Origin of the sequence: Caballeronia sordidicola, from assembly GCF_002220365.1 — a bacterium.
Taxonomy (GTDB): Bacteria; Pseudomonadota; Gammaproteobacteria; order Burkholderiales; family Burkholderiaceae; genus Caballeronia; species Caballeronia sordidicola_C.
Genome location: NZ_MTHB01000185.1, coordinates 1 through 26,360, shown reverse-complemented (window position 1 = coordinate 26,360; position 26,360 = coordinate 1). Strand labels below are relative to the sequence as shown.

Genomic DNA, 26,360 nt, shown 5'->3' with positions numbered 1-26,360 from the left:
GGTCCAGCTAGCTATTGTGCGAATTATTGTGCGGAGTCGTCGGCGGCTTTGATCGCACCGCCTTGTTGCCAAACGGTCCGCGCCGTGCGCGAGCGTTCGAAGGCCGCTTGGAGCGCGGCACCGTCGGCGGTGTCGATGGCTTGGCGAAGACGCGCCAGCACGTTGGTATAAGCATCGATTTCAGTCAGCAACGCGGCCCGGTTCGCGATACATATGTCGCGCCACATCTCAGGACTCGACGCCGCGATCCGCGTGAAATCGCGGAACCCGCCGGCGGCGAACGAAAACTTGAGCGCGGCGTCGGGCGCCTGCAGAATCATCTCGACCAGCGCGAACGACAACACGTGCGGCAAATGGCTCACCGACGCGAGCACGCTGTCGTGCTGCTCCGCAGTCATCCGATGCACTCTGGCGCCGGTCGCGAGCCACATATCGGCGACTCGCTCCACCACCGACGCCGGATTCTCCGGCAGCGGGCACAACACGACGTTCCGATCGACATAAAGATCGGGTATCGCGGCATCAGGACCACTCGATTCGCGGCCGGCTATCGGATGTCCCGGCACAAATTGCGCGACGCGGTCGCCCAGCGCTGCACGCGCCGCCGAGACAACGTCATTTTTTGTGCTACCAGCATCGGTAACGATGGTGCGTGTATCCAGGAACGGCGCAATCCGCCGCAGCAGCGGCTCGGTTTGCGCAACGGGTGCGGCAACCAGCACGATGTCGGCGTCACGCAGCGCGAGTTCGAGCGCGCGGTCGTCGTCGAGAAACACGGCCGAATCGATCACGCCGAGTTCCAGCGCACGCTCGACGGACTTGATCGAGCGCCCGACGCCTACGACCTCGCCCTTCGCGCCCGTCAAGCCAGCGCGTTCGCGCAAAGCGCGCGCGAGTGATCCGCCGATCAGGCCGACACCAAAAATGACAATTTTATTGAAAGAGAACGCGGCCACGAGACATCGATGAAAACGCGCCTTTCGGCGCGAGGGGTGAACAATCGAAACAAACAACCCGCGCCTTTCTAGAAACGCACGGGCGAAACAGAAACAATCAAGCAGTTGCTGCCAACGCTTTTTCAAGCGCCGCGATAAACGCGTCGTTCTCTTCCGGCAAGCCGATCGTGACGCGCAGCCACGGCAACAAACCGTAGTTGGCGACCGGCCGCACGATCACGCCCTGCTTGAGCAAGGCGAGATTCACGCGCTGCCCGGCGGCGTCGTCATTACCCACGCGCACCATCACGAAGTTGCCGTCGGACGGGACGTATTCCAGGCCGAGTTTGTCGAAGGCTTCCGTCAGCCGGCGATAACCTGCCGCATTGATCTCGGCGCTCTTCGCGAGGAACGCAGTGTCCTTCAACGCGGCGATCGCGGCGGCTTGCGCCATCGAATTCACATTGAACGGCTGGCGCAGGCGATTCAGCAGATCGGTTTGCTCCGGTTGCGCTATCGCGAATCCCACGCGCAGTCCAGCCAGCCCGAACGCCTTTGAAAACGTGCGCGACACGAGCAGATTCGGATAACGACGCACCCATTCGATGGAATCGTAGCGCTTGTCCTTCGACAGATATTCCGTGTACGCCTCGTCCAGCACGATCGCCACGTGACGCGGCACGCGTGCAATAAACGCTTCGAGCGTCCGACCATCGATAAACGTTCCGGTCGGATTATTCGGATTCGCGACGAACACGAGACGCGTGTCGTCGGCGATAGCAGCGAGCATTGCCTCAAGGTCGTGACCGTACTTCACGGCCGGCACGACGATCGCCCGCGCGCCCAGACCCTGCGTGGCAAGTGCATAGACCGCGAACGAGTATTGCGCGTAGACAATCGACTGGCCCTTCTCGACGAACGCATGTGCGGCGATTTCGAGGATGTCATTGCTGCCGTTGCCCAGCGTGATCCATTCCGGCGGCACGCCGTAACGCTCGCTTAATGCGGCTTTCAGATCGAAGCCGTTCGCGTCCGGATAACGGCCGAGTTCCGCGATTGCCTGCGCCATCGCGAGCTTCGCCGACTCGGGCATGCCGAGCGGGTTTTCATTCGACGCGAGCTTCACGATGTCCGCTTCGTTCAGTCCGAATTCACGCGCCACTTCCGAGATCGGCTTGCCGGCAATGTAAGGCGCGATCGCGCGCACGTAGGATGGGCCGAATTGCGATGTCATGTTTTCTCCAGCGGTTTTTAAAGGGCTCAACGAGCGCGCGGGTACGAGCCGAGGATCTTGAGGAACTCGGCCTTTTCGCCCAGTTCCTTGAGCGCGGCGGCGACCGCTGCGTCCTCGCGATGTCCTTCCACGTCGATATAAAAGTAGTATTCCCACGTACCGACGCGCGCGGGACGCGACTCGAACCGGGTCATCGATACCCCGTGACGTGCCAGCGGTTCCAGCAATTTCAGCAACGCGCCGGGCTCGTTCGCCACCGACACGATCAGTGACGTCTGGTCATAGCCGCTCACGCCCGTGCGTTCCTTGCCAATCATGACAAAGCGCGTGCGGTTGTGCGGGTCGTCCTGGATCATCGCGCTGACCACGCCGAGGCCGTAATGCGTGGCCGCGCGGTCACCTGCAATAGCCGCGATAGTCGGGTCGCCCACCGCCAGCCGCGCCGCTTCAGCATTGCTCGAAACCGCCTGGCGCGCGAGCGTGGGCGCATTCGCCGTCAGCCAGTGCTGGCATTGCGCGAGCGCTTGCGGATGCGCGAACACGCGCGTCACGCCATTGAGCGTGCCGGATACCGTCAACAGATTGTGGTGGATCGGCAAAGCCAGTTCGCCGCCGATCACCAGCGAGGTTTGCAGGAACAGATCGAGCGACCGCGAGACCGCGCCTTCGGCCGAATTCTCAACCGGCACCACGCCGAATTCGGCCGCGCCGGCTTCAACCGAGCGAAACACTTCGTCGATGGAAGGACACGGCACGCCTTCGATGGAATGTCCGAAATACTCGACCATCGCCTGCTCGCTATAGGTCCCGACCGGACCGAGATAAGCCGCGCGCAGCGTCTTTTCGAGCGCGCGGCTCGCGGCCATGATCTCGCGCCAGATCGAGCTGATGTGATCGTCGGCGAGTGGCCCTTCGCTCATTTCCTGGAGCCGCGCGATCACCTGCATCTCACGCTCGGGGCGAAACACCGGCGCGTTGAAATGCTTCTTCACCTCGCCCACTTCGAGCGCCACGGCGGCGCGCTGGTTCAGGAGCGCGATGAGTTGCGCGTCAAGCGCATCAATGCGCTCGCGCAGCGGTATGAGTCGTGAATTAAGGTCGTCGTCCATGCGTTGTATGAGATGAGTCGATCCGGCCTGGAAGCCCCAAGCATCGGATGGGAGACCAGGCCCGATTCAGGCACTGGTCTGCTCGAATTCCTTCATATACTCGACGAGCGTCTTCACCGCTTCGAGCGGCACTGCGTTATAGATGGACGCGCGCATGCCGCCGACCGACTTGTGGCCTTTCAGCTGCAGCAGGCCACGCGCTTTCGCGCCGGCCAGGAATGCTTCGTTACGGGATTCGTCGGCGAGAAAGAACGGTACGTTCATCCTCGAGCGCGACTGACGCTCGACTTTGTTCAGATAGAAACTGCTGGCGTCGATGGTGTCGTACAACAGCGTCGACTTTTCGATGCTGCGTGCTTCCATGGCTTCCAGGCCGCCCTGCTTTTTCAGCCACTTGAACACCAGGCCGGCAATGTAGATTGCGTAGGTGGGCGGCGTGTTGTACATCGAATTGTTCGCGGCGACCGTCTTCCATTCGAACGCCGACGGGCAGATCGCCAACGCGCGGTCAAGCAGGTCCTCGCGCACGATCACGACCGTCACGCCCGCCATGCCGATGTTCTTCTGCGCGCCGCCGAACAGCACGCCATATTTCGCGATGTCCATCGGGCGGGAAAGAATGTGCGACGACGCGTCGGCAACCAGCGGCACCGAACCGAGATCGGGAATCTCAAAGGTCTCGACGCCGTCGATCGTTTCGTTCGTGCAGATATGGACGTAGGCCGGATCGTCGGAGAGATGCCATTCGTCGATCTTGGGTACGTGCGTGAAACCCTGCTCCGTCTTGCCGTTGGCCGCGATGTGCGGCGTTGCGTACTTCTGCGCTTCCTTGAACGACTTCTGCGACCACGAGCCGGTCACAACAAAGTCCGCGGTTTTACGCGTGCCCAGCATGTTCAGCGGCACGATCGCGTTCTCGCCAATGCCGCCGCCCTGCAGGAACAGAATCCTGTGCGACGCGGGCACTTTCAGCAGGTCCCGGAGATCAGTCAGCGCCGCTTCATGGATTGACATGAACTCAGCGCCGCGATGGCTCATTTCCATCACGCTCATGCCGCTACCGTGCCAATCGAGCATTTCGTCGGCGGCTTGACGGAGTACTTCTTCTGGCATTGCTGCAGGACCAGCGGAGAAATTGAACACGCGCATCTGATAAACACCCCGAAAAACCGGACTCAATAAAGAGAACGCCAGCGACGGAAAACGCCAGCGAGAACCAGCTGAAAAACGTCTAAACCGCGCCGCGAAAAACAAATGGCTGTTTGCGTCTGAACGCAAACAGCCATTATCGCACCGTCCCGAAAACCCGCCAAACTACAGCCGCTTACTGAGCCATACGAGCGGCAGCGGGTTTTGGCAGCCTGACTTACTTCGGCTTGACGGCAGCCACTTCCTTGTCCGCTTGCGTGCGGGTGGCCTTGATCGATTGCGGCATGTACTTCTGCATCAGACCATTCACCACGTCACGACCAACCTGGTCCTGAACCTGGATGAACTTGCGACCCGTCGGGCTCTTGTAGAACGTCGTCAGATCCTTGATTTCAGCTGTCGTGTAGTACTTCGCGTACGCGTCGTACTGAGCCTGCATGGCATCTTGACGGAACGAGTCGGTCGCGAACACCTGACCTGCCGAGTCCACCAGCTTCGGCACCGTGTCCTTCTGGAGCTGAGGAACGGCAGCTTGCTTCTGCTTGTCGTTCATCGTCTTGTTTTCGCTCAAAGCGTCAGACAAGATGGCCGGAACCAGTTGCTTCGACTGCATTTGTGCGCTGTTACCAATGGCGCCGACGAGCTTTTGCGCGTCGATTGCGTCCAGCAGGTCCTTGATCGCAGCTTGCTTCGCCGGATCCGGTGCCGCTGTGGCTGCGTCTGCAGCCGGCGTCGTCGCTTGGCTCTGGAGCGATTGAGCCGATGCGAAAGCCGGTACCAAAGCAGCCAGCAACATCCATTGTTTAAACTGTTTTTGCATCATTACTCCCTTAAAAAATTTTTGCTTTCATCGCGGCGCGACTCGGCATTTGCTCAAGTCGCGCAGCTTATCCATTCAAGCTTTCAGAAACAGAACAGGCGCTGGTTGCGAACGCTGTGTCAGGACGTGCTGTCCTCATCGCCTTCCGGGGTGTCGTCCGGCGTGCCGCCAACGTCAGTGTCATCAGCTGCATGGGTCGAATCATCAGCCGCAGCGCTGGCCGATGGTTCGCCGCCATCGTTTGCCTCGCCCGCTTCACCTTCCAGATCGCCGTCGAGTTCGACTGCCACTTCCGCCTCGGCGATATGCTGCAAGCCGGACAGTTTCGTGCCGTCATCAAGACTGATGAGTGTAACACCTTGGGTTGCACGGCCCATTTCGCGGATCTCCGACACTCGCGTGCGAATCAGCACGCCCGTATTGGTGATCAGCATGATTTCGCTTTCCGGTTCGACGAGCGTTGCGGCGACCACCTTGCCGTTACGTTCGGACGTCTGGATAGCGATCATGCCCTTCGTGCCACGGCCATGACGGGTGTATTCCTCGATCGGCGTACGTTTGCCGAAGCCGTTCTCGGTTGCGGTCAGCACAGACTGGTTTTCACCGCCGGCGACGAGCAACGCGATAACCTGCTGCCCTTCTTCCAATTGCATGCCGCGCACGCCACGGGCTTCGCGGCCCATTGCACGCACGTCGTTTTCGTCGAAACGCACCGCCTTGCCCGAATCCGAGAACAGCATCACGTCATGCTGTCCGTCGGTAATGGCCGCGCCGATCAGGAAATCGCCGTCGTCCAGGCCGACTGCAATGATGCCCTTGCGCAGCGGCCGGCTGAATGCTTCAAGCGGCGTCTTCTTGACCGTACCCAGCGAAGTCGCCATGAAGACGTATTTGTCGGCGGAGAATTCCTTGATCGGCAGCACGACGTTGATCTTCTCGCCGTCCTGCAACGGGAACATGTTCACAATCGGCCGGCCGCGCGAATTGCGCGAACCCTGCGGCACTTCGTAGACCTTGATCCAGTAAACACGTCCGCGGTTCGAGAAACACAGCATGTGGTCGTGCGTATTCGCGATGAAGAGCGTGTCGATCCAGTCGTCTTCCTTCATCTGCGTGGCCTGCTTGCCGCGGCCGCCACGCTTTTGCGCGCGATACTCAGACAACGGCTGCGACTTGACGTAGCCGGTATGCGACATGGTCACGACCATTTCCTGCGGTGTGATCAGGTCTTCGGTGTTCAGTTCGGTCGCATTCAGTTCGATGCGCGAACGGCGGTCGTCGCCGAACTCAGCACGAATGGACGCCAGTTCTTCGACGATGATCGCGCGAATCCGCTCCGGCCGCGCCAGGATGTCGAGCAGGTCGGCGATTTGCGCCATCACTTCCTTGTACTCGCCGACAATCTTGTCCTGCTCGAGCCCGGTCAGGCGTTGCAGGCGCATTTGCAGAATTTCCTGCGCCTGAACGTCGGAAAGCTTGTACAAACCGTCGGCCTGCATGCCGTACGCCGGATTCAACCCTTCCGGCCGATACGCCTGCCGCCCGCCCGATTCCTCGGTTTCGGCGCGCGACAGCATTTCGCGCACGATTTCCGAGTCCCAGGCGTTGTTCATCAAGTCCTGCTTCGCGATCGGCGGAGTCGGCGCGGCCTTGATGATGCGAATGAATTCGTCGATATTCGCCAGCGCCACCGCCAGGCCTTCCAGCACGTGGCCACGATCCCGAGCCTTGCGCAACTCGTATACAGTGCGCCGCGTCAGCACTTCCCGCCGATGCGACAGGAAACACTCCAGCATCTGCTTCAGGTTCAAGAGACGCGGCTGGCCGTCGACCAGCGCGACCATGTTGATGCCGAACGTGTCCTGGAGCTGCGTCATCTTGTACAGATTGTTCAGCACCACTTCCGGCACTTCGCCGCGCTTCAGCTCGACCACCACGCGCATGCCGCTCTTGTCGGATTCGTCGCGGATGTCCGAGATGCCTTCGATCTTCTTCTCGTTCACCAGTTCGGCAATGCGCTCGAGCAGCGTGCGCTTGTTCACCTGATACGGGATTTCGTCGACGATGATCGCCATGCGCTGGCCGCGGTCGATCTCTTCGAAGTGCGTGGTCGCGCGCATCACGACGCGTCCGCGACCCGTTCGATAGCCGTCCCTCACCCCCGACACGCCATAAATCACGCCGTACGTCGGAAAATCCGGCGCCGGAACGATTTCCATCAGTTCGTCGATGGTGGTCTCGGGGTTGTTCAGCAGATGCATGCAGGCATCGACGATTTCGCGCAGGTTGTGCGGCGGAATGTTCGTCGCCATGCCCACGGCAATCCCGGCCGAGCCATTGATCAGAAGATTGGGGATGCGCGCGGGCAGAACCAGCGGTTCGCTCTCGCTGCCGTCGTAGTTCGGGCCGAAGTCGACCGTTTCCTTGTCGATATCCGCCAGCAGCTCATGGCCGATCTTGGCCATGCGGATTTCGGTGTATCGCATGGCGGCGGCATTGTCGCCGTCGACCGAACCGAAATTGCCTTGTCCGTCGACCAGCATGTAGCGCAGCGAAAACGGCTGTGCCATCCGCACGATGGTGTCGTAGACCGACTGGTCACCGTGGGGGTGATATTTACCGATGACGTCGCCCACAATACGCGCCGACTTCTTGTAAGCGCGATTCCAGTCGTTGTTCAGTTCGTGCATGGAATACAGCGCGCGGCGGTGGACTGGCTTGAGGCCGTCGCGGACATCGGGGAGCGCTCGCCCCACGATCACGCTCATCGCGTAATCGAGATATGAGCGGCGCATTTCCTCCTCAAGGGAGATTGGCAGGGTCTCTTTGGCGAATTGATCCATTTATCCGTGTCTTGAACTGTGCGGCGCCGGCGCGGAATAAAAGCCTCTTTTGCGGCGTTTTACCCGGATTCACCGTCGTTTAGCATCGGCATTGCGAACGCAACGCATCACGCGATTCTAACATGCGCGACATCCGCTCCCGGAGCAGCTGCGTATACATAGAGTCCATAGGGTCGGCATGGAGCCGCAACATAGCGGAATGGGAAATTTAGGGACAAAACAGCGTGACCAGAGACGAAGCGTGGACGGCGCAGGACGGCGCAAGCCGATGACCAGCATGACGCGCGCCCGTCAAGCGAGCGGTAGCGAAAGCTTACAATTTGCTGCACAGAACAAAGTGAAAACGTCAGACTAACCCGCTATCATTCGCCCTCACGGGATTTGACGCCGCCAACTAACGCGCGAAATCCCGTCGAAAAAGGTGTATTGATGTTTTTGGAAAAAGTTCCGGGGTGGCACGCATTGTGCGCATGTTCGGCACGTATCAAACCCTGCGATTCCCATGCCCCGTCTTGTTGCGCATGCACCACATAAGGTTGCGGGCGTTAGGGGGCCGGGGATATTTTTATCGTTGCAAGGGAACGATATGGCAAAATGCGAACGCACAAAGTTAGACACTGCTCGAAGTCTACACACAGCGTTTTGTTCCGCGGTAATGTTATACTTCGAGCAATGTATGACTTGTCTTTGTCAACAAGGCTCGCAGTAAACCTGCGGTAATCTCAATTTCGAGAGGAGAAATATGAATAAACTTTCAAAGCTCGCGTTCATTGCAGCTACCGCAGTTATGGCTGCATCGGCTATGGCGCAATCGGTCCCGGCTTCACGTCAGGCAGTGAATGACAACTGGGTGAACGGCACGGGCGAATACGTGTGGATGAACGGCACGAACGAGCTTTGCTGGCGTGACGCGTTCTGGACCCCGGCAACGGCCAACGCAAAGTGCGATGGCGCGCTGGTAGCCCAGGCACCGCAGCCGCCGGTCGCTCCGCCGGTTGCTCCGGTCATCCAGAGCCAAAAGGTTACGTACCAAGCTGACGCTCTGTTCGACTTCGACAAGGCCATCCTGAAGCCAGGCGGCAAGGAAAAGCTTGACGATCTCGCATCGAAGATTGGCGACCTGAACCTGGAAGTTGTGGTCGCAACGGGTTACACGGACCGTATCGGTTCGGACAAGTACAACGATCGCCTGTCGCTGCGTCGTGCACAAGCTGTCAAGGCATACTTGGTCAGCAAGGGCATCGAAGCCAACCGTATCTATACGGAAGGCAAGGGCAAGCGTAACCCGGTTACCACGGGTTGCAACCAGAAGAACCGCAAGCAACTTATCGCCTGCCTCGCACCGGATCGTCGCGTGGAAGTCGAAGTTGTTGGAACCTCGCGTCAGCCGCAGTAATTCGCGACAGATTGCCGCAGGATCAAAGCCCCGCTTCGGCGGGGCTTTTTTTATGTGCGGCGCATCTAGCTGCACTCTTGCTGCACACTCGGCACATCCCCCGTTCGACCGGCCTGGGCTCGTGCCGCGTTTCACCGGCTCGCGCCACCGCCTATATACTTGGTGCTTGACCGTTCCTGACCTTATGTTTCAAGGCTATGCGCACATGATCAATGCCGATCCCCACGAGCTTCAAAAATTCAGCGAGCTGGCTCATCGCTGGTGGGACCCGAATGCGGAGTTCAAGCCACTGCACGAGCTCAATCCCGTGCGGCTCGACTGGATCGACGCTCTTGCGCATCTGCCGGGCAAACGCGCGCTGGATATAGGGTGTGGCGGCGGCATCCTGTCCGAATCCATGGCGGTGCGTGGCGCGAAGGTGAAAGGCGTGGATTTGTCGTCAAGCGCGCTGGGCGTAGCCGACCTGCATAGCCTGGAGAGTGGCGTCGAGGTCGAATACGAAGAGATCGCCGCCGAGGCGCTGGCGGCGCGGGAACCCGGCAGCTATGACGTGGTGACCTGCATGGAGATGCTCGAGCACGTGCCGGATCCGGCCGGGATCGTGCAGGCGTGCGCCACGCTCGTCAAACCCGGCGGCTGGGTGTTTTTCTCCACGCTCAACCGTAACGCCAAAGCTTATTTGTTCGCGGTGATCGGCGCGGAATACATTGCCCGCATGCTCCCACGCGGCACGCACGATTACGCGCGTTTCATCAAGCCGTCAGAACTTGCGCAGTTCGTGCGTTCTGCGCAACTTGATATCGTAGAGATCAAGGGGATTACCTACCGGCCGCTCAGCAAGCGCTTCGGCCTCTCCGACGACTCCAGCATCAACTATCTGATGGCTTGCCGTCGCGTAGCCTGACGGGAACAGACATGAACGATCGCCCAAGTGATGCCGACCCCACGCCTCCGAGCGTCATAGAACCTGTACGGATTTTCATGAGCGACGACCCGACGCCCCTGCCCCAACATCAGGTTGACAAGACCCGGCTCAAGCTCTGCCACGCGATTTTGTTCGATCTCGACGGAACCATCGCCGACACCGCGCCCGACCTGGTCGCCGCGGTCAACAAGATGCGGCACGACCGTGGGTTGGAAATGCGGCCGCTCGAAACCCTGAGGCCGCTGGCTTCGGCGGGTGCGCGCGGTTTGCTGGCCGGCGCGTTCGAGATCGAACCGGAGCACCCCGATTACGCGTCCATGCGCGAGGAGTTTCTCGCCAACTATGAAGCGGATTTATGCATTGAGACAACGCTGTTTCCGGGTATCGACGAATTGCTCGATCAACTCGATGCACGCGGTGTGCGCTGGGGCATCGTGACCAACAAAGCGACGCGGCTGGCCGAACCGCTAGTGGCGCTGCTCGGACTGGCTGAGCGGGCAGCCTGTCTTGTTTGCGGCGATACCACCCCGCATTCGAAGCCTCATCCGGCGCCCTTGCTGCATGCTGCGGAATTGATGGAAGAGAAACCGGAACGTGTGGTGTACGTGGGCGACGACCTGCGCGACGTCCAGGCCGGTTTTGCGGCGGGCATGGTCACGGTGGCGGCGGCCTACGGGTACTGCGGGACCGACTTGCCGCCGAACCGGTGGCATGCGGATCACGTGGTGGAAACGACAATTGAATTGCAACATCTGCTACGCGACGTGCAGTAACGCGCATCAATGTAGCGTGACGGCTGCGGCTCGCCGGACGGGCTTTCTGGCGAAAACGCGGACGAAACTGTGAGATAATGATCAATGCTTCGGGGGCGACCTGGTTTCGACAGGGGTTGCGAAGCGGCTAGGGCATACCGAGGACCCGTCACCTCGTAAATCAATGGGAAAAACGTAACTGCAAACGACGAAACGTTCGCACTGGCAGCCTAAGGGCCGCCTGCCTCTCCCTAGTTTACTGACGGACTAGAGTCGCAAGACCGGTAGCAATACCGCGAGAGGTCATATACGTCAGATAAGCCTTGGTGGCGTCATGACATCCGGGTCGAAAATTTAGTGAATCGCCGAAGCGAAGCGTGTTCGTCCGCGTCGCCAGGTTAAATTAAATGATAGAACTAAGTATGTAGAACTGGTCGTAGAGCGCTACTGGACGCGGGTTCGATTCCCGCCGCCTCCACCAAATAGCCTTCTGGTATCACTAGAGTTTGACCAAAAACCCCCGCGCAGCTTGAGCTGCGCGGGGGTTTTTGTTTGTTGATCTGTTTGTTGATCTTCGCGAGGGAGACGAGAACTGGGCTGTCGCCGTCAGGGCGCCTCAGGATCCATCCGGATACCGAGGGCACGCAAACCCTTGAGCAGTGTCGAGAAATCCGGGCTGCGTTCACCGGAAAGCGCCTTACATGGTCGCCAGGGTTGCCCGTCGGCTGCCGATGGATTCATGCTCGAACCCGAATCCAACGATGGGGTTTGCTAAGCGATCAACGAAAACCTACACTCGCATCCCCTCTTCGCCGTTCGGCAGACAAAAATTGACACCGATCGCTCCCGAGCCATGAAGTGATTCGATCCAGCGCCGCCGCATGTGAGCGGGTATCGCCAGGTCCGCTGCAGAACGCCCCACCCCCAAATGCGAAAACGCGCCGCCGAAAATCCGGCGACGCGTTTCACATCGAATCGATCCGATTCAACTAAATCAACTTAGCCTCACCCGCGGGTTGAGCACATCGCAGGCGATTGCCAGATACCGGTCGGCCGTACTCTGCAACGTCAGGCCACCAAGCGGCCGCGTGGCCCTAGGCTGAGACAGCGCATCGAGCAACGCGCGGCCGTAGGCATCGGCGTCGCTGGTATCGAGCAGTTCAACGCCCGGGAAATCACTGGCGAACGCGAACGAGGGAATCGCATTGCCCACGACAGGAATTCCCGACGCCAGCGCCTCCAGGAATCCGATGCTATGCGCCTCGAAACTCGACGGCATGGCGAACGCGTGCGACCCGCGCAAAATCTCCGCCACATTCGATTGAGGCCCGATCACCTTCACACGATCGTTCAATGCCAAGTCGTCCACAAGTTTCAGGATGGCCGCGTGATACTCAAGGTTTTCAACCACGCCGCACAGCAGCAAACGCACATCGGGTTCGGCGGCGGCAACGCGCGCAAATGCCTGCACCGTCTGCAACTGATTTTTCTCGGGGATATACCGGCCGATCTGAACGATCTGCCTGAAACCGGTCGATGGCAACGGCTCGCTCGCTTGCTCGAAACGCGAAATATCAACGCCGTTCGGCACCACGATCATGGCGGGATGCGAACCAACTTCCTTTACGTAATCGTCGATATTCTTCTGCGACACGCCAATCACCGCCTTCGCCCGTCCCGACAGCAAACGTTCGGCAAATAGCAGCGCGTTGTTCGCGAAGTCGTTGGCGCCGGAATGCATGACCCATACGATCGGCACGCGCGTAGGCAACGCGCGCACGTACAAGGCCGGAATCGTGGCGTGCGCAAAAATGATGTCGGGTTTGAACCGTCGAATAGCGCGATGCAGGAACAGCAACCGCCCTAGTTTGCCAAGCGAGCGCTGCGGGAAAAAACATTCGACATTGTTCGCCCGCAACTCGGCGCTGATATGCTGGAAATCGTCGTGCTCGGGCATCAGCGAAGTAATGCAAACGTCGTTACCGCCCCTCTGATGTCCAATGGCCACACCCTTGGCAAGCACCTCTGCACCAGATAATCGGGGTGCCAGAATGACCTGAAGAATTCTCATTTGTTGTCTTCCCCTCGGCGACTCGAATGTCCCATTGCGGCCATGCCGTCATACGGATGAGCGCTTATCCGCATCTCCTCGCCCACGCTTCTCTGGCGCGGACGTCGGTCGGCTCGCTTGATTGTTTTAATGAATGATGACTGCGTCTGTCATCGAACTCCGCTCAATGCACGCATCATCAAGATACCCGAGCGCATCTAGCGAACACCGCCATCAGGTAGTATTAATCAGTCGGTAATGAGTGGCAACAAACGTAGGGTTGAGGAACGCGTTTAAAAGATGTGGGCGTGGCAGAAAGTCGAGGCAAAAAGGCAGGGTTAACGCTGTTGGGCAGAACTAAGCCGCAGAAATGATCCGTAGAAGCAAGTCGTAGAAGCAAGTCGTAGAAGCAAGCCGTAGAAGCAAGCCGTAGAAGCAAGCCGGCTTGTCAGACGGCTATATCGGGCTGCGGCGGCGTGACGGTTTTAACCCAAAGGCACACGGCAATCCAGCGGCTTCTCTACCAGCCGCCGACTGCGAACCGGGACTGCGTTGTCAGCAGTCCGACCGGCTTATTGATCCTGCGGGCATTGCAAGTTACAGCCGTTCGGATCGCCCAGATCGCCGCGCTTGCGCTTCGCCGTTACGCCGTTCTGATATTTGTCCGACGGCGCGGAAGCAGCAAACTGCAACTGCGGGTGCTCTTTCAGGCGAAACTGGTCCTGCAATATGCCACCGGGAACGCCGGGGGAATTCTGGGCAAAAACGACGGGCACAAAGGCAACGGCGCTAACAACGAACGCGATCAACGCGGCAATGCTTAAGAGCAATTTCATGGCAGCAATAACGGTGAGTAAAACGGTCGTTGGTTGAACGTTTGGTCAGTGGCATCTCCGGCGTGCCGAGCAGCGACACAACGTCGCACGCAACACCACCAGCCTGGCTCGCCAACCATCAGGTTAACGTAATTCTAAACGTAAGGCTCCAGATCGGCCGGACAGGCCGGGTCTAATTGGTTACCGCGCGTTTCCAGTCGCTCCGCTCAACGCCGCCTCAAGCTCAAGCAGTTGCCCGCAAAAAGCCGGGTCGTAGCCCTCCAGATGCGCCACGCTGTCACGGAACGCGTCGCTGCGCAGCACCTCCAGCAGGCCGCTGAGTCCCGCGTCGTTGAGTTTGTCGCGGTCGCACGCGAACAAGTAGTCCTCTTCGATCACCGGGATGAAGTCCAGCGCAAACTGCTGCGCGGCCGGCTGCACACCGAAACCAAGATCGGCCATGCCGCTCGCGACGAACGCAGCAATGGCCGAATGCGTCAGTTCGGCGGTGGCGTAGCCGTTGATGCTCGCGGGATCGACGCCTATCTTGCGCAGTGCCAGATCCAGCAACATGCGCGTGCCCGATCCGGGCTGGCGGTTGACGAAGCGGATGTCGTCGCGGGCGAGATCGTGCAAGCCGCGTATGCCTTTGGGATTGCCCTTCGGCAGAAACAGGCCCTGTGTGCGCCGCGTCAGATGAATCAGCCGATGCCGCCCCGCGTCGAGCCAGGGCCGGTAGATCTCGGCGCAACTCGCGCGGAATTCGCCGATCGGCAAGTGGAAACCCGCCAGCTCACACTCGCCACGAGCGAGCGCGCTGACGGCCTCGGCGCTCTCGCGGTACTTGATGTCGGCGGGGATCTGCTTCGTGGCCAGCGCGCCCACCAGCGCCGCAACGGCGTACCCGTGCGAAGCGTGAATCCGTATCTCACTCACCGCGCGCGACAGCCGCCGGTTCAGTTCGCCAGCCACTTCGCTCGCCAACGCCTGAAGCGGCCCGTCGAGCCGCTCGTTGGACAACCGCTGCGCCCGCAGCACTGCTTCGCCGAGCTCCGACAGCACCGACCCGCGGCCACGCGACTTTGTAATGAGCGCGCCGCCCAAACGCGTCTCTATGTCGCGCAAAAGGCCCCACGCGTGCCGATAGGACAAACCCTTAGCCGACGCGGCCTGCGCGATGCTGCCGGTCTGCGAAACCAGCAGCAGAAGCGGCACGGCCGCGCTGAGACTGGCTTCGCGGCCCGTGGCGTCGCGCAGGACGAGCTCCGTACGGCATTCGACATCGATCATATGTAGTCCTAGTTCCTATTGCCATCGACCGATTAGCCTCGTATCTTGCATATCACGGGCTCGGTGCAGCAAATTATAAGACCGATATATGCATTTATAAAACATATACCGAGCAATGGAGACTCCCCACATGGTCCAGATGCCTCATAACCAACAGAATCAGCCGGCCGGCACGCCCGATGAGCGCGTCGCGCGCCACCTGAAGAAGGGCGCCTCGTTGCTCGCCGTGCTGCACGCCATTCAAGACGAAGCCGGTTACATTCCCGCCGATCTCATCGCCCCGCTCGCTCAGGCCATGTCGCTATCGCGCGCGGAAGTGCACGGCGTGATCACCTATTACCACCATTTCCGCTCCGAGCCGCCTGCGCGCGTGACCGTGCAGTTGTGTCGTGCCGAGGCCTGCCGGAGCATGGGAACGGAAGCGCTCGCGACGCATGTCGAAGGGCATACGGGGTGCAAGTTTGATTCCGGTCATCAGGTGGATACCGAGCTTGAGACCGTGTATTGCCTCGGGCAATGCGCGCTGTCTCCGGCCATGACGATCAACGGCGAGCTGCATGCCCGCGTCACGCCGCAGAAGTTCGAGCGGTTGTATGAAGCGGCGCGCGCAGGCGCGGAGGACCTGGTATGACGCGCATTTACGTCCCTTGCGATTCGTCGGCACTGGCGCTCGGCGCCGATCGTGTCGCGCTGGCAGTTGCGGCTGAAGCTCAGAAACGCGGTGTCGAAGTTGAAGTCGTGCGCAACGGCTCGCGCGGCATGCTGTGGCTCGAACCGCTGGTCGAAGTGGAGACGGCAGAAGGTCGCATCGGCTATTCGAATGTGGATGAAGACGATATCGCCGCGCTCTTCGATGCCGACCTGGCAAACGGCGGCGCGCATGAAAAGCGTGTCGGCGTGGTCGACACCTTGCCGTGGCTCGCGAAACAACAACGCCTGACGTTTGCACGCATCGGCATCACGGACCCGCTTTCCACCGATGACTACGTGAAGCATGGCGGCCTCGACGGTTTGCGCAAAGCGCTTGAAACCGATGGCGACGCCGCCTGCGAAGCGCTGCTCGAATCGGGCCTGCGAGGACGCGGCGGTGCAGCGTTCCCGGCGGGTATCAAATGGCGCACGGTGCGGGCCGCACTGGCGCCGCAGAAGTACATCGTCTGCAACGCCGACGAAGGCGATTCCGGCACGTTCTCGGACCGGCTGGTCATGGAAAGCGATCCGTACATGCTGATCGAAGGGATGATCATCGCGGGGATCGTGACCCGCGCGACGAAGGGTTATATCTACGTGCGCAGCGAATATCCGCATGCGATTGCGACGCTAAATCGTGCCATCGACAAAGCCCGCGATGCCGGCTGGCTCGGCGCAAGCGTACTCGGCAGCGACAAGACCTTCGAACTGGAAGTGGCCAAAGGCGCCGGTTCATATGTCTGCGGTGAAGAAACTGCGTTGCTGGAATCGCTGGAAGGCAAACGTGGCGTGGTTCGTGCGAAGCCGCCGGTGCCTGCTTTGGTCGGCTTGTTCGGCCAGCCGACCGTGATCAACAACGTCATTACGTTGGCCACCGTTCCCATCATCTTCGCCAAGGGCGCGGCGTTTTATCGCGACTTCGGCATGGGCCGCTCGCGCGGTACGCTGCCGTTCCAGATCGCTGGCAACGTGAAGCAAGGCGGCCTCGTGGAACTGGCGTTTGGCGTGACCTTGCGTGAATTGATCTATGAATACGGCGGCGGCACTGCCAGCGGCCGGCCGGCGCGCGCCGCGCAAGTCGGTGGTCCGCTCGGAACGTATCTGCCCGAAAGCCAATGGGATATTCCCATGGACTACGAAGCCTACGCAGCGGTCGGCGCCGTAGTCGGGCACGGCGGTATCGTGATTCATGACGACACCTCGAACCTCGCCGGTCTCGCGCAATACGCAATGCACTTCTGCGCCGTCGAATCTTGCGGTAAGTGCACGCCGTGCCGCATTGGATCCACGCGCGGTGTTGAAGTCATCGCGAAGATTCGTGCTGGCGACACCTCGCCGAAACAGGTCACACTGCTGCGCGATCTCTGCGACACAATGGTGTCCGGCTCACTCTGCGCGATGGGCGGCATGACGCCCTATCCGGTGCTGTCTGCACTCGACCATTTCCCTGAAGACTTCGGTCTTTCCAAAAAGCCGTCGCAGAAAGCGGCTTAAAAGAAGGAACACAACCATGTCCAACTCATCCTGCGGTTCCGGCAATTGCGCGTGCAAGACGAAACTGCGCGATCCCTTCGACGATACCGACTACGGCACGCCGCTGCGCCATGCGGATATTGACGTCACGCTCGACATCGACGGTACGGCGGTGACCGTGCCTGCCGGAACGTCAGTCATGCGCGCGGCGATCGAAGCCGGCGTCAACGTTCCTAAACTTTGCGCGACGGATTCGCTTGAGCCATTTGGTTCGTGCCGTCTGTGCCTGGTTGAAATCGAAGGCAAGCGCGGCTATCCGGCGTCGTGCACCACGCCCGTGGAAGCCGGGATGAAAGTGCGGACGCAGACGAACAAGCTGCAATCGCTGCGCAAGAACGTGATGGAGTTGTATATCTCCGATCACCCGCTCGACTGCCTCACCTGCCCCGCCAACGGCGACTGCGAGTTGCAGGATATGGCGGGCGTGGTCGGCTTGCGCGAAGTCCGCTATGGCTACGAAGGCGCGAATCACCTTAAGGACAAGAAGGACGAATCGAATCCGTATTTTACGTACGACGCGTCCAAGTGCATTGTCTGCAATCGCTGTGTGCGCGCGTGCGAAGAAACGCAGGGCACGTTCGCGCTGACCATCGCGGGACGGGGTTTCGAATCGCGCGTGGCTGCGAGTGAAAACCAGCCGTTCATGGAATCCGAGTGCGTGTCGTGCGGTGCGTGCGTGGCGGCTTGCCCGACCGCGACACTGCGGGAGAAGACCGTGATCATGCTCGGCCAGCCCGAGCATTCGGTCGTGACGACGTGCGCCTATTGCGGCGTGGGCTGTTCGCTCAAGGCCGAGATGAAAGGCAGCGAAGTCGTGCGCATGGTGCCGAACAAGAACGGCGACGCCAACGATGGTCACGCTTGCGTGAAAGGCCGTTTTGCATGGGGTTACGCCACGCACAAGGACCGTATCACCAAGCCGATGATCCGCGCGAAGATCACCGATCCGTGGCGCGAAGTGAGCTGGGAAGAAGCGCTTTCTTACGCTGCCAGCGAATTCCGTCGCATCCAGGACAAGCATGGCGTGGATTCGATTGGCGGAATTACATCGTCGAGATGCACGAACGAGGAAACCTACCTCGTGCAGAAACTCGTGCGCGCGGCGTTCGGCAACAACAATGTCGATACCTGTGCCCGTGTTTGTCACTCGCCGACCGGCTATGGCCTGAAGGCGACGTTGGGCGAATCGGCGGGAACGCAGACCTTCGCATCGGTTGAGAAGGCAGACGTGATTGTCGTGATCGGCGCGAATCCGACCGACGGCCACCCGGTGTTTGCGTCGCGGCTGAAACGCCGGGTGCGTGAAGGCGCGCAACTGATCGTGGTGGACCCGCGTCGTATCGATATCGTGGATACGCCGCACGTGAAGGCGTCGCATCATCTGGCATTGCGGCCGGGTACGAACGTCGCCATGGTCAACGCATTTGCGCACGTGATCGTGACCGAAGGCCTGGTGAAGGAACAGTTCGTCGCCGAGCGCTGCGAGCCGCGTGCGTTCCAGCAATGGCGCGACTTCGTGACGCTCGGAGAGAACTCGCCCGAAGCAATGGAAGCCGTCACCGGCGTGCCGGCGCAATCGGTACGCGAAGCCGCGCGCATCTATGCGAATGCCGGCAACGGTGCGATCTATTACGGCCTGGGCGTGACGGAACATGCGCAAGGCTCGACGACGGTCATGGGTATCGCGAACCTCGCGATGGCCACCGGCAACGTGGGCCGCGAAGGCGTGGGCGTGAATCCGCTGCGTGGTCAGAACAATGTGCAGGGTTCCTGCGACATGGGTTCGTTCCCGCATGAGTTGCCGGGTTATCGCCATATCAGCGACGCGGCAGTGCGCGCGCTGTTCGAAGAAGCATGGAGCGTGAAGCTGCAATCGGAACCGGGTCTGCGCATTCCCAACATGTTCGATGCCGCCGTTCACGGCAGCTTCCTTGGTCTGTATTGCCAAGGTGAAGACATTGTTCAATCCGATCCGAATACGCAACACGTGTCGAAGGCGTTGTCGTCGATGGAATGCATCGTCGTGCAGGACATCTTCCTGAACGAGACGGCCAAGTACGCACATGTGTTCCTGCCGGGTTCATCGTTCCTCGAGAAAGACGGCACGTTCACCAACGCCGAACGCCGCATCTCGCGCGTGCGCAAGGTCATGCCGCCGCTGCCGGGTCTGGCCGACTGGGAAGTGACGATCAAGCTCGCCCGCGCGCTCGGTTATGAAATGAACTACACGCATCCGTCGCAGATCATGGACGAGATCGCGAGCCTCACGCCGACATTCACCGGCGTGTCGTACAAGCGTCTCGATGAACTCGGCAGCATTCAGTGGCCATGCAACGCGCAGGCGCCGAACGGCACGCCGACGATGCACATCGACGAATTCGTGCGCGGCAAGGGCCGCTTCGTTATCACGAAGTTCATCGCGACGCCGGAGAAGGTGACGCGCAAATTCCCGTTGCTGCTCACGACGGGCCGCATCCTGTCGCAGTACAACGTGGGCGCGCAGACGCGGCGCACGGAGAACTCCCGCTGGCATGACGAGGATCGGCTGGAGATCCATCCGCATGACGCCGAGGACCGCGGTATCAAGGCGGACGATTGGGTCGGGATTGAATCGCGTGCCGGGCAGACGGTGCTGCGCGCGAAGATCACTGAGCGGATGCAGCCGGGCGTGGTGTACACGACGTTCCACTTCCCGGAGTCCGGCGCAAACGTGATCACGACCGACTCCTCCGATTGGGCCACGAATTGTCCTGAGTACAAGGTGACGGCGGTGCAAGTCATGCCGGTGGAACAGCCGTCGCAATGGCAGAAGGATTATTCGCGCTTCAATACGCAGCAGTTGGAGTTTCTCGAGTTGCGTGATTCAACAGTGGCGGCAGTGACGTCGTCGGGGAAATAAACATGGATGTGAACAGCCTGGTCGAGATGGCGAACCAGATCGGCGAATTCTTCGATTCGATGCCGGACCGTGCGGAAGCGGTGGATGGCGTAGCCGATCACATTCACCGGTTCTGGGCGCCCCGCATGCGGATTGCGCTGCTTAACGGACTGGACGATCCGGAGATTGCATCCGAGCTCGTACCAATTGTGCTGGAAGCGCTGACGAAACATCGGGTGGCGTTGACGCCGGCGGGGGCTACTGCATAGGTCGCGCCTACGCTTTTCTGATGGACCACCCTGCGTGGTCCATTTTTTTGCCTTCTGAATCAACGTTAATCCTCAACCCCTCACCCCTCCCCCCGCGGTTGCGTCGAACCGAACCAGGTTTCGCAATGACGCAGCAGCGCTTGCGTATCGGATGGCGCTCTTCCTCTCGCCGCAATATATCCATCCGGGCGCACGAGATAAAAGCACGGCCGCGTGCGCCCGTAGGCATCGGTCAGCGAGTTCGCGCTGTCGCTTTCGTTATCGGTGATACGCCACACGCGCACCGTATTCGGCAACACTTCTTCGACCAATACCGCCAGCTCGTCCAGATCCTTGTCGCGGATCGCATGCGCGACGGTAAGCGTCGCCGGCGCCAGCGCGATGTCAACTTGCTGCGCCGGCTTCACCAGCAAGAACAACGAGAAGCACGCGGGATCGTGGAGATCAAAGAGACACCCAACGCCCGGCGCCCGTCCAAGCGGGCCGTCGATGACATGCACCCACGCGTCCGGCGCGCGCTCGCCCGCACGCGGACCGCCGTCGAGCAAGCGATCCAGCGTGAGCGGACTGCGCCGGTATTGAATCGACAACTCGCTGACCGTGCGTCGAGCGGCATCGCGCAACGGGCCGATCGCCGACAAAGCCGGCATGACGTGATCGCGAATCAGCTTCATCGGCCCATGCTCCGCAGCGGCCATTTGCGTCATGAAACTCGATTGCCGCAGCACTTCACGCTCGATCGGATGACGCTCTTCGTGGTACGTATCAAGCAAGCGATCCGGCGCGACACCGGCCAGCATCCGTGCAATCTTCCAGCCGAGGTTAAACGCCTCCTGAATACCCGTGTTCATACCCTGCGCGCCGGCCGGACTATGGACATGCGCGGCATCGCCGGCGAGAAAAATGCGGCCCGAACGCAGCCGGTCGGCCATGCGGTTGTTCAGATGAAAATATGACGACCATTGAAGATTCGTCGCCGTCACACGATGATGAATACGCCGTTCGATAATCGCTCGACATTCGTCGAGCGTCGGCGCCGCGCTTTTGTCCGGACTGTCCGCCGCGTGGTCGGGTGCCGCGCCGGGTGCCGCGCCGGGCGTCACGCGCTTGTCCGCGATCAGGCGCGTGCGGCCGTCGCTCATCGGAAACAAGGTCGCGATTCCCTCGCCGGACGCGAAGATATGGAATTCGTCGTCGGGCCATTCAGTGTCGGCGTGAAGATCGGCGAGCAGGAAGGTTTGCTCGAACGTCTTGCCGCTGAACTCGATGTCTAAACCATGCCGCACCGTACTATGCGCGCCGTCCGCTCCGATCAGGTAGGACGGGCGAATCGATTCCTCAGCGCCGTTCAGATGCCGCACGGCCGCCTCCAGCCCGGCCGATCCTTGCCGGAAACGCATCAATTCCACGCCGCGTTCAACGCGTACGCCGAACGACGCGAGGTGCTCCGTCATCAGGCGTTCGGTGACGGATTGATCGAGGAACAGCAGATACGGATACCGCGTTTGCAAGGGATCGAAGTCGAGCCGCGCGAGGCGCTGGCCATTCGAATAGAGATTCGCGACACGCGCCCGATGACCGAGTTCGAGAAACGGTTCAACCAGCCGATGCTGCTCGAAAAGCTCAAGCGTACGTGCCTGGATGCCAATGGCGCGTGACCACGGCGAGGGTTCCAGGGCTTTGTCGATGAGACGCACCGGAATGCCGGCGCGCGACAAGCTCATCGCGGCGGCGAGGCCCGTTGGACCGGCGCCGGCGATCAGAACCGGCGGCACGTCGAGGACTTTGTGTCGATTCGGCGTCTGCGCGAGCATGCGCTTCTCCCTCAAACTTCACAGTGCCAAGTGTACGCCGGTCGCCTCGCGCGAACGACCGCTCACTCAATGCGTGTGCGCATGAGCCTGCGGCCGTTCTGGCGAACGTTCGTGCAGCGCGCAGTGGTGCTCCGTCGTGCCCCGTTCCACCTGCAGCGTGGCATGGTTCATCGCGTGATCGCGGCGCAAGGCCGCCACGATGCCGTCCACGAACACATCGCCGGGATGGCCTTCCGGCATCACCAGATGCGCGGTCATTGCGTTCTCCGTGGTGGACAGCGCCCAGACGTGGAGATCGTGGACGTCGGTCACGCCCGGCAGACCCGCCAGATATCGTTCGATACCCGACTTGTCCACACCGGGCGGGACCGCGCCCATCGCGAGGCACATCGCGTCGCGGCCAAGGCCCCACGTGCCCACCACGATCACGGCGACCACGATAATGCTCATCACCGGATCGATCCAGCTCGCGCCGGTGAACAGGATCACGAGGCCGCTGACGGCAACCGCCGCGGAGATGCCGGCGTCGGCAGCCATGTGCAGGAAAGCGCCGCGCACGTTGAGGTCCTCCTTGCTGCCGCGCATGAAGAGCCACGCCGAGAAACCGTTCACGACCAAACCGAGCGTTGCAACGATAAACACGTCCAGGCCCGCGACGGGCGCCGGATTGAGCAGGCGCTGCACAGCTTCGAGCACGATCGCGCCGCAGGCAAAGAGCAGTAGCGCGGCGTTGGCAAGCGACGCGAGTATCGACGAACTGCCTAGTCCGAACGTGTAGCGCTCCGACGGTTTGCGCGTGCCGAGCCAGATGGCGCCCCAGGCGAGCAGCAGGCCTAGGACATCGGAGAGATTGTGGCCGGCGTCGGCCAGCAGCGCGGTGGAATGGGCGAGAAAACCGTACACCGCTTGTACCACCACGATCAGCATGTTCAGCCCGACTGCGATCGCGAAGGTGCGGCCCTGCCCCGCTTGCGGCGCGTGATGGTGATGGTGTCCGCCGGCGCCGTGGTGATGGGCGTGTCCCGGCTCATGCTTGTGATCTTGATCGTGATCGTGTCCATGCTCATGAGCGTCGGCATGCCGGTGCTGGTGCTTCGATTGAGGTTCCATTTATTCGTTATCCGGTCGGAAGTCGGCTTGCGGCTCGGCAACGTGTTCGAGCAATTCGGCCAACATGGCGCTGATGTGGTTATCGGCGGCGAGATAGAAAACCTGCTTGCCTTCACGCTCGGCGCGTACGATCCGCGCCGCCCGCAGCAAGCGCAGGTGATGACTGACGAGCGAAGCCGACAATCCCAGCGACTCCGCTATTGCCCCCACCGCGCAGCGCCGGTCGACACACGTCAGCACAATGCGCAAGCGTGTGGGATCGCCCAGGAGACGGAACAGGTCGGCGAGCGGAACAACGCGCTCATCGGTTGCTACAAAGGGAGAAGACAAAATAGGTCGGCCAACAATTGAACAGATGTTCATATGTTACAGACATGAATCCAGGCGCGTCAACGCAAAAATCCGCAAAATTCGGGATCGGCCACGAACGTGTGTAAAAATGAGGCGTTTGCATTTGATTTTCCTCAATGGATACAGTTTTTGCGCGTGGCTTCGCGGCGCATCGCGATGGCCGCCTCACCGAAGCGGAACGCGACTATCAAGCCGCGCTTGCCGCAGAGCCCTCCCACGTCGACGCACTTCATCTGCTCGGCGTGCTGCGCCACCAACAAGGCCAGCACGCGGAAGCAGCCGAACTGGTGCGTCGCGCGGTGGACCTGCGCCCCGCCGATGCCGGTCTGCAGCTCAATCTTGGCAACGCGCTGAAGGCGCTGGGCCGGATTGACGACGCCATCGAGCGATTCCGCAACGCACTGCATCTGGAACCCGGTTTTTCGCTGGCGCAGTACAACCTCGGCAATGCGTACGCGGCGGCGGGCCGTCACGAAGACGCCGCCGATGCCTTCGAGAAAGCGCTGCGCCTGCAGCCGCTGGACGCGGCGACCTGGAACAACTTCGGCAATGCGCTGCTCGGCATGCGTCGTTACGAAGAAGGCGCGAAGGCGTTCAGCCGCGCGCTGCAGATCCGTCCTGGCCACGCAGGCGCGCACAACAATCTCGGCATGGCGCTCAATTCGCTTGGAGACACCCACGGCGCGATCGAGCAATTCCGCGCCGCCGTTGCGGTCGAGCCGAACTATGTCGCGGCGCATTTCAACCTGGGCAATCTCCTCGATGCCGCCGGCCACCCGCACGAGGCCGTGCCGGTGCTCCAGAAAGTACTGCGCATGCAACCGCAATTTGCGCCGGCGCACTTCGGCCTGGGCCACGCACTCGCGGCTATCGGCTCGCATGAAGCGGCGCTGCCGCAATTCGAGCGTGCAGTCGGGCTCGATCCGAAGTACGGCGTTGCGTGGCTTGGCCTCGGCAACGCCCATTTGGCGCTCGGTGCGCACAAACCCGCGTTGCGTGCGTTCGATCAAGCCTTGCGGCTCGATCCCGGCCTCGTCGCGGCAAATCTGAACCGGGCGCTGACGCTGCTGGCATTGGGTGATTACACGCGCGGCCTGGCCGCCTACGAATGGCGCCTGCGCACGCCGGGCAGCATTACGATGCCGTCGCTGCCGAGGTGGAACGGCGAGCCGCTGCCGCGCCGGACGCTGCAGATTCGCGCGGAACAAGGTTTCGGCGATACCTTGCAGTTCGTTCGTTTCGTCCCCTTCGCGGCGAAGCTCGTCGGACAGATCGTGCTCGAAGTACAGCCGGAACTCGTCGCACTGCTTGAGCCGGCGGCGCACGCGGCGGGCGTCTCGCTGAAGAGCACGGCCAATGGCTCAGCCAAAAACCCGGCCAATGCGGCCCCGCTCGCCGATGCAGACGCTTTCTCGCCGTTGTTGAGCTTGCCCCAGGCGCTGGGTGTATCGAACGCGGACAAGGTGCCCGCGCGCACGCCGTATCTCGTGGTGCCGGCAGCGTACAGGAAGAAGTGGCGCGGCTCGCTCGGCGGTCAGTCGAAACGCAAGCTCGGCATTGCATGGTCCGGGCGGATTCAGCCGGGCGAAACACGCTCGGCGCCGCTTGGCATGCTCGAACCGTTGTTCAGGCTGGAAGGCATCGACTGGATCGTCTTGCAGCCCACGTTGAGCGACGAAGAGCGCTCGTTGCTGGATACTCATCCGCGCGCCCGCTTCATCCAGCGGCTGGAAGGCAAGCTCGAAGATTTCGCGGATACAGCCGCGATCGTGGATCGGCTGGACGGCGTGGTATCCGTCGATACCGCCGTCGCTCACCTGAGCGGCGCGTTAGGAAAGCCGCTATGGCTGATGCTGCCGTTCGCTGCGGACTGGCGCTGGGGTATCGATACCGCGTCGACTCCGTGGTACCCGAAAGCACGCTTGTTCCGGCAACCGAAACCCGGCGCATGGGACGATGTGGTCGCACGCGTGGCAAGCGAGATAAGCGCTTCATAGAACGGGTTCAGAAGCGTTGAACGCACCAACAAAAATCCCTCGCTGTTTTCGAGGGATTTTTTGATTCCAAGGCCGCAAATATCACGCCGTCTTGTATTGACTCCGCGCTTCCGTGGATCGATACAGCACGAGCGTCGCGATCAATCCGCAAACTGCGGCAACAGCCATCCATGCGCCCGGTGCCGCCTTGTTGCCGGTTACGTGAATCAGGTACGTGGAGATGGCAGGCGTGAACCCGCCGATAGTCGTCGCCAGGCTATACGCCAGCGAAAAACCCGTCGTCCGCACTTCAACCGGCATGACTTCAGTCAGCGCCACGACCATCGCACCGTTATAGCTGCCGTACAGGAACGAGAGCCACAACTCCACGCCGAGCAAGCGCAGGAACGACGGATCGGCG

Annotated in this window: 20 protein-coding genes, 1 other RNA gene and 1 pseudogene; 9 read left to right on the top strand and 13 right to left on the bottom strand. The window is 60.8% G+C overall.

The genetic code is table 11. The features are described from left to right. Nucleotides 1-23: 23 nt before the first annotated feature. The 6 genes from BSU04_RS26330 to gyrA all read right to left on the bottom strand — a co-directional run bounded on the left by BSU04_RS26330 (nucleotide 24) and on the right by gyrA (nucleotide 8,090). Entirely contained in the window at nucleotides 24-956 is a 933-nt protein-coding gene (locus BSU04_RS26330) for a prephenate dehydrogenase (RefSeq protein WP_089163323.1), read from the bottom strand. Between the two features lie 97 nt (nucleotides 957-1,053). Further along, the gene (gene hisC / locus BSU04_RS26325) at nucleotides 1,054-2,169 is read right to left on the bottom strand and encodes a histidinol-phosphate transaminase (protein ID WP_089163322.1); all 1,116 of its coding nucleotides are present in this window, start codon (nucleotides 2,167-2,169) and stop codon (nucleotides 1,054-1,056) included. A gap of 26 nt (nucleotides 2,170-2,195) precedes the next feature. After that, the gene (pheA, locus tag BSU04_RS26320; RefSeq protein WP_089163321.1) at nucleotides 2,196-3,278 is read right to left on the bottom strand and encodes a prephenate dehydratase; all 1,083 of its coding nucleotides are present in this window, start codon (nucleotides 3,276-3,278) and stop codon (nucleotides 2,196-2,198) included. A gap of 66 nt (nucleotides 3,279-3,344) precedes the next feature. Further along, nucleotides 3,345-4,427, bottom strand: coding sequence for a 3-phosphoserine/phosphohydroxythreonine transaminase (gene serC / locus BSU04_RS26315; protein WP_089163320.1), 1,083 nt, complete (start codon nucleotides 4,425-4,427; stop codon nucleotides 3,345-3,347). 217 nt (nucleotides 4,428-4,644) lie between these two features. Continuing rightward, the gene (locus BSU04_RS26310) at nucleotides 4,645-5,247 is read right to left on the bottom strand and encodes a DUF2059 domain-containing protein (protein WP_089163319.1); all 603 of its coding nucleotides are present in this window, start codon (nucleotides 5,245-5,247) and stop codon (nucleotides 4,645-4,647) included. A 119-nt stretch (nucleotides 5,248-5,366) separates the two neighbouring features. Next, entirely contained in the window at nucleotides 5,367-8,090 is a 2,724-nt protein-coding gene (gene gyrA, locus BSU04_RS26305; protein ID WP_256983304.1) for a DNA gyrase subunit A, read from the bottom strand. A gap of 742 nt (nucleotides 8,091-8,832) precedes the next feature. Between gyrA and ompA the strand changes: the two genes are divergently transcribed. The 4 genes from ompA to ssrA all read left to right on the top strand — a co-directional run bounded on the left by ompA (nucleotide 8,833) and on the right by ssrA (nucleotide 11,644). Then, nucleotides 8,833-9,486 (top strand): outer membrane protein OmpA, encoded by a 654-nt coding sequence (gene ompA / locus BSU04_RS26300; protein ID WP_089163318.1) that lies wholly within the window; start codon nucleotides 8,833-8,835, stop codon nucleotides 9,484-9,486. A 205-nt stretch (nucleotides 9,487-9,691) separates the two neighbouring features. Next, nucleotides 9,692-10,390: a bifunctional 2-polyprenyl-6-hydroxyphenol methylase/3-demethylubiquinol 3-O-methyltransferase UbiG gene (gene ubiG, locus BSU04_RS26295; protein ID WP_089163378.1), complete on the top strand. Its 699-nt coding sequence runs from the start codon at nucleotides 9,692-9,694 to the stop codon at nucleotides 10,388-10,390. Nucleotides 10,391-10,467: 77 nt separating this feature from the next. After that, entirely contained in the window at nucleotides 10,468-11,184 is a 717-nt protein-coding gene (gene gph, locus BSU04_RS26290) for a phosphoglycolate phosphatase (RefSeq protein ID WP_089163317.1), read from the top strand. Between the two features lie 91 nt (nucleotides 11,185-11,275). Then, nucleotides 11,276-11,644, top strand: a transfer-messenger RNA (tmRNA) gene (ssrA, locus tag BSU04_RS26285). 513 nt (nucleotides 11,645-12,157) lie between these two features. On the opposite strand, the gene BSU04_RS26280 is transcribed toward ssrA, so the two are convergent. From BSU04_RS26280 to BSU04_RS26270, 3 genes are all read right to left on the bottom strand, one after another. Further along, nucleotides 12,158-13,234, bottom strand: a complete 1,077-nt coding sequence (locus BSU04_RS26280; protein WP_089163316.1) for a glycosyltransferase family 4 protein — start codon at nucleotides 13,232-13,234, stop codon at nucleotides 12,158-12,160. A 551-nt stretch (nucleotides 13,235-13,785) separates the two neighbouring features. After that, nucleotides 13,786-14,049, bottom strand: a complete 264-nt coding sequence (locus BSU04_RS26275) for a hypothetical protein (RefSeq protein ID WP_089163315.1) — start codon at nucleotides 14,047-14,049, stop codon at nucleotides 13,786-13,788. Between the two features lie 180 nt (nucleotides 14,050-14,229). Further along, complete coding sequence (locus BSU04_RS26270; protein ID WP_089163314.1) at nucleotides 14,230-15,318, bottom strand: substrate-binding domain-containing protein; 1,089 nt, start codon at nucleotides 15,316-15,318, stop codon at nucleotides 14,230-14,232. A 139-nt stretch (nucleotides 15,319-15,457) separates the two neighbouring features. Here BSU04_RS26270 and BSU04_RS26265 point away from each other — a divergent pair, with 139 nt between their 5' ends. From BSU04_RS26265 to BSU04_RS26250, 4 genes are read left to right on the top strand one after another with little or no spacing between them, the layout of a single operon-like run. Further along, entirely contained in the window at nucleotides 15,458-15,949 is a 492-nt protein-coding gene (locus BSU04_RS26265) for an NAD(P)H-dependent oxidoreductase subunit E (protein WP_089163377.1), read from the top strand. Further along, complete coding sequence (locus tag BSU04_RS26260; RefSeq protein ID WP_089163313.1) at nucleotides 15,946-17,502, top strand: formate dehydrogenase beta subunit; 1,557 nt, start codon at nucleotides 15,946-15,948, stop codon at nucleotides 17,500-17,502. Before BSU04_RS26265 ends, BSU04_RS26260 begins: the two co-directional genes overlap by 4 nt. A gap of 16 nt (nucleotides 17,503-17,518) precedes the next feature. Next, a complete protein-coding gene (fdhF, locus tag BSU04_RS26255; RefSeq protein ID WP_089163312.1) occupies nucleotides 17,519-20,440 on the top strand; it encodes a formate dehydrogenase subunit alpha in 2,922 nt (973 codons plus the stop codon). 2 nt (nucleotides 20,441-20,442) lie between these two features. Beyond that, entirely contained in the window at nucleotides 20,443-20,688 is a 246-nt protein-coding gene (locus BSU04_RS26250; RefSeq protein ID WP_089163311.1) for a formate dehydrogenase subunit delta, read from the top strand. An 80-nt stretch (nucleotides 20,689-20,768) separates the two neighbouring features. Here the strand turns inward: BSU04_RS26250 and BSU04_RS26245 are convergent, their stop codons facing one another. The 3 genes from BSU04_RS26245 to BSU04_RS26235 form a co-directional block, all read right to left on the bottom strand. Next, entirely contained in the window at nucleotides 20,769-22,502 is a 1,734-nt protein-coding gene (locus BSU04_RS26245) for an FAD-dependent monooxygenase (RefSeq protein WP_089163310.1), read from the bottom strand. 66 nt (nucleotides 22,503-22,568) lie between these two features. Then, a complete protein-coding gene (locus BSU04_RS26240; RefSeq protein WP_089163309.1) occupies nucleotides 22,569-23,612 on the bottom strand; it encodes a cation diffusion facilitator family transporter in 1,044 nt (347 codons plus the stop codon). Further along, nucleotides 23,613-23,975 carry an ArsR/SmtB family transcription factor gene (locus BSU04_RS26235; protein ID WP_179258454.1) on the bottom strand — a complete coding sequence of 121 codons (363 nt, stop codon included), beginning with the start codon at nucleotides 23,973-23,975 and terminating at the stop codon, nucleotides 23,613-23,615. Between the two features lie 104 nt (nucleotides 23,976-24,079). Here BSU04_RS26235 and BSU04_RS26230 point away from each other — a divergent pair, with 104 nt between their 5' ends. Further along, nucleotides 24,080-25,960: a tetratricopeptide repeat protein gene (locus BSU04_RS26230; RefSeq protein ID WP_089163308.1), complete on the top strand. Its 1,881-nt coding sequence runs from the start codon at nucleotides 24,080-24,082 to the stop codon at nucleotides 25,958-25,960. Nucleotides 25,961-26,041: 81 nt separating this feature from the next. Here the strand turns inward: BSU04_RS26230 and BSU04_RS26225 are convergent. Then, nucleotides 26,042-26,360, bottom strand: a pseudogene (locus tag BSU04_RS26225) (MFS transporter); the annotation flags it as partial.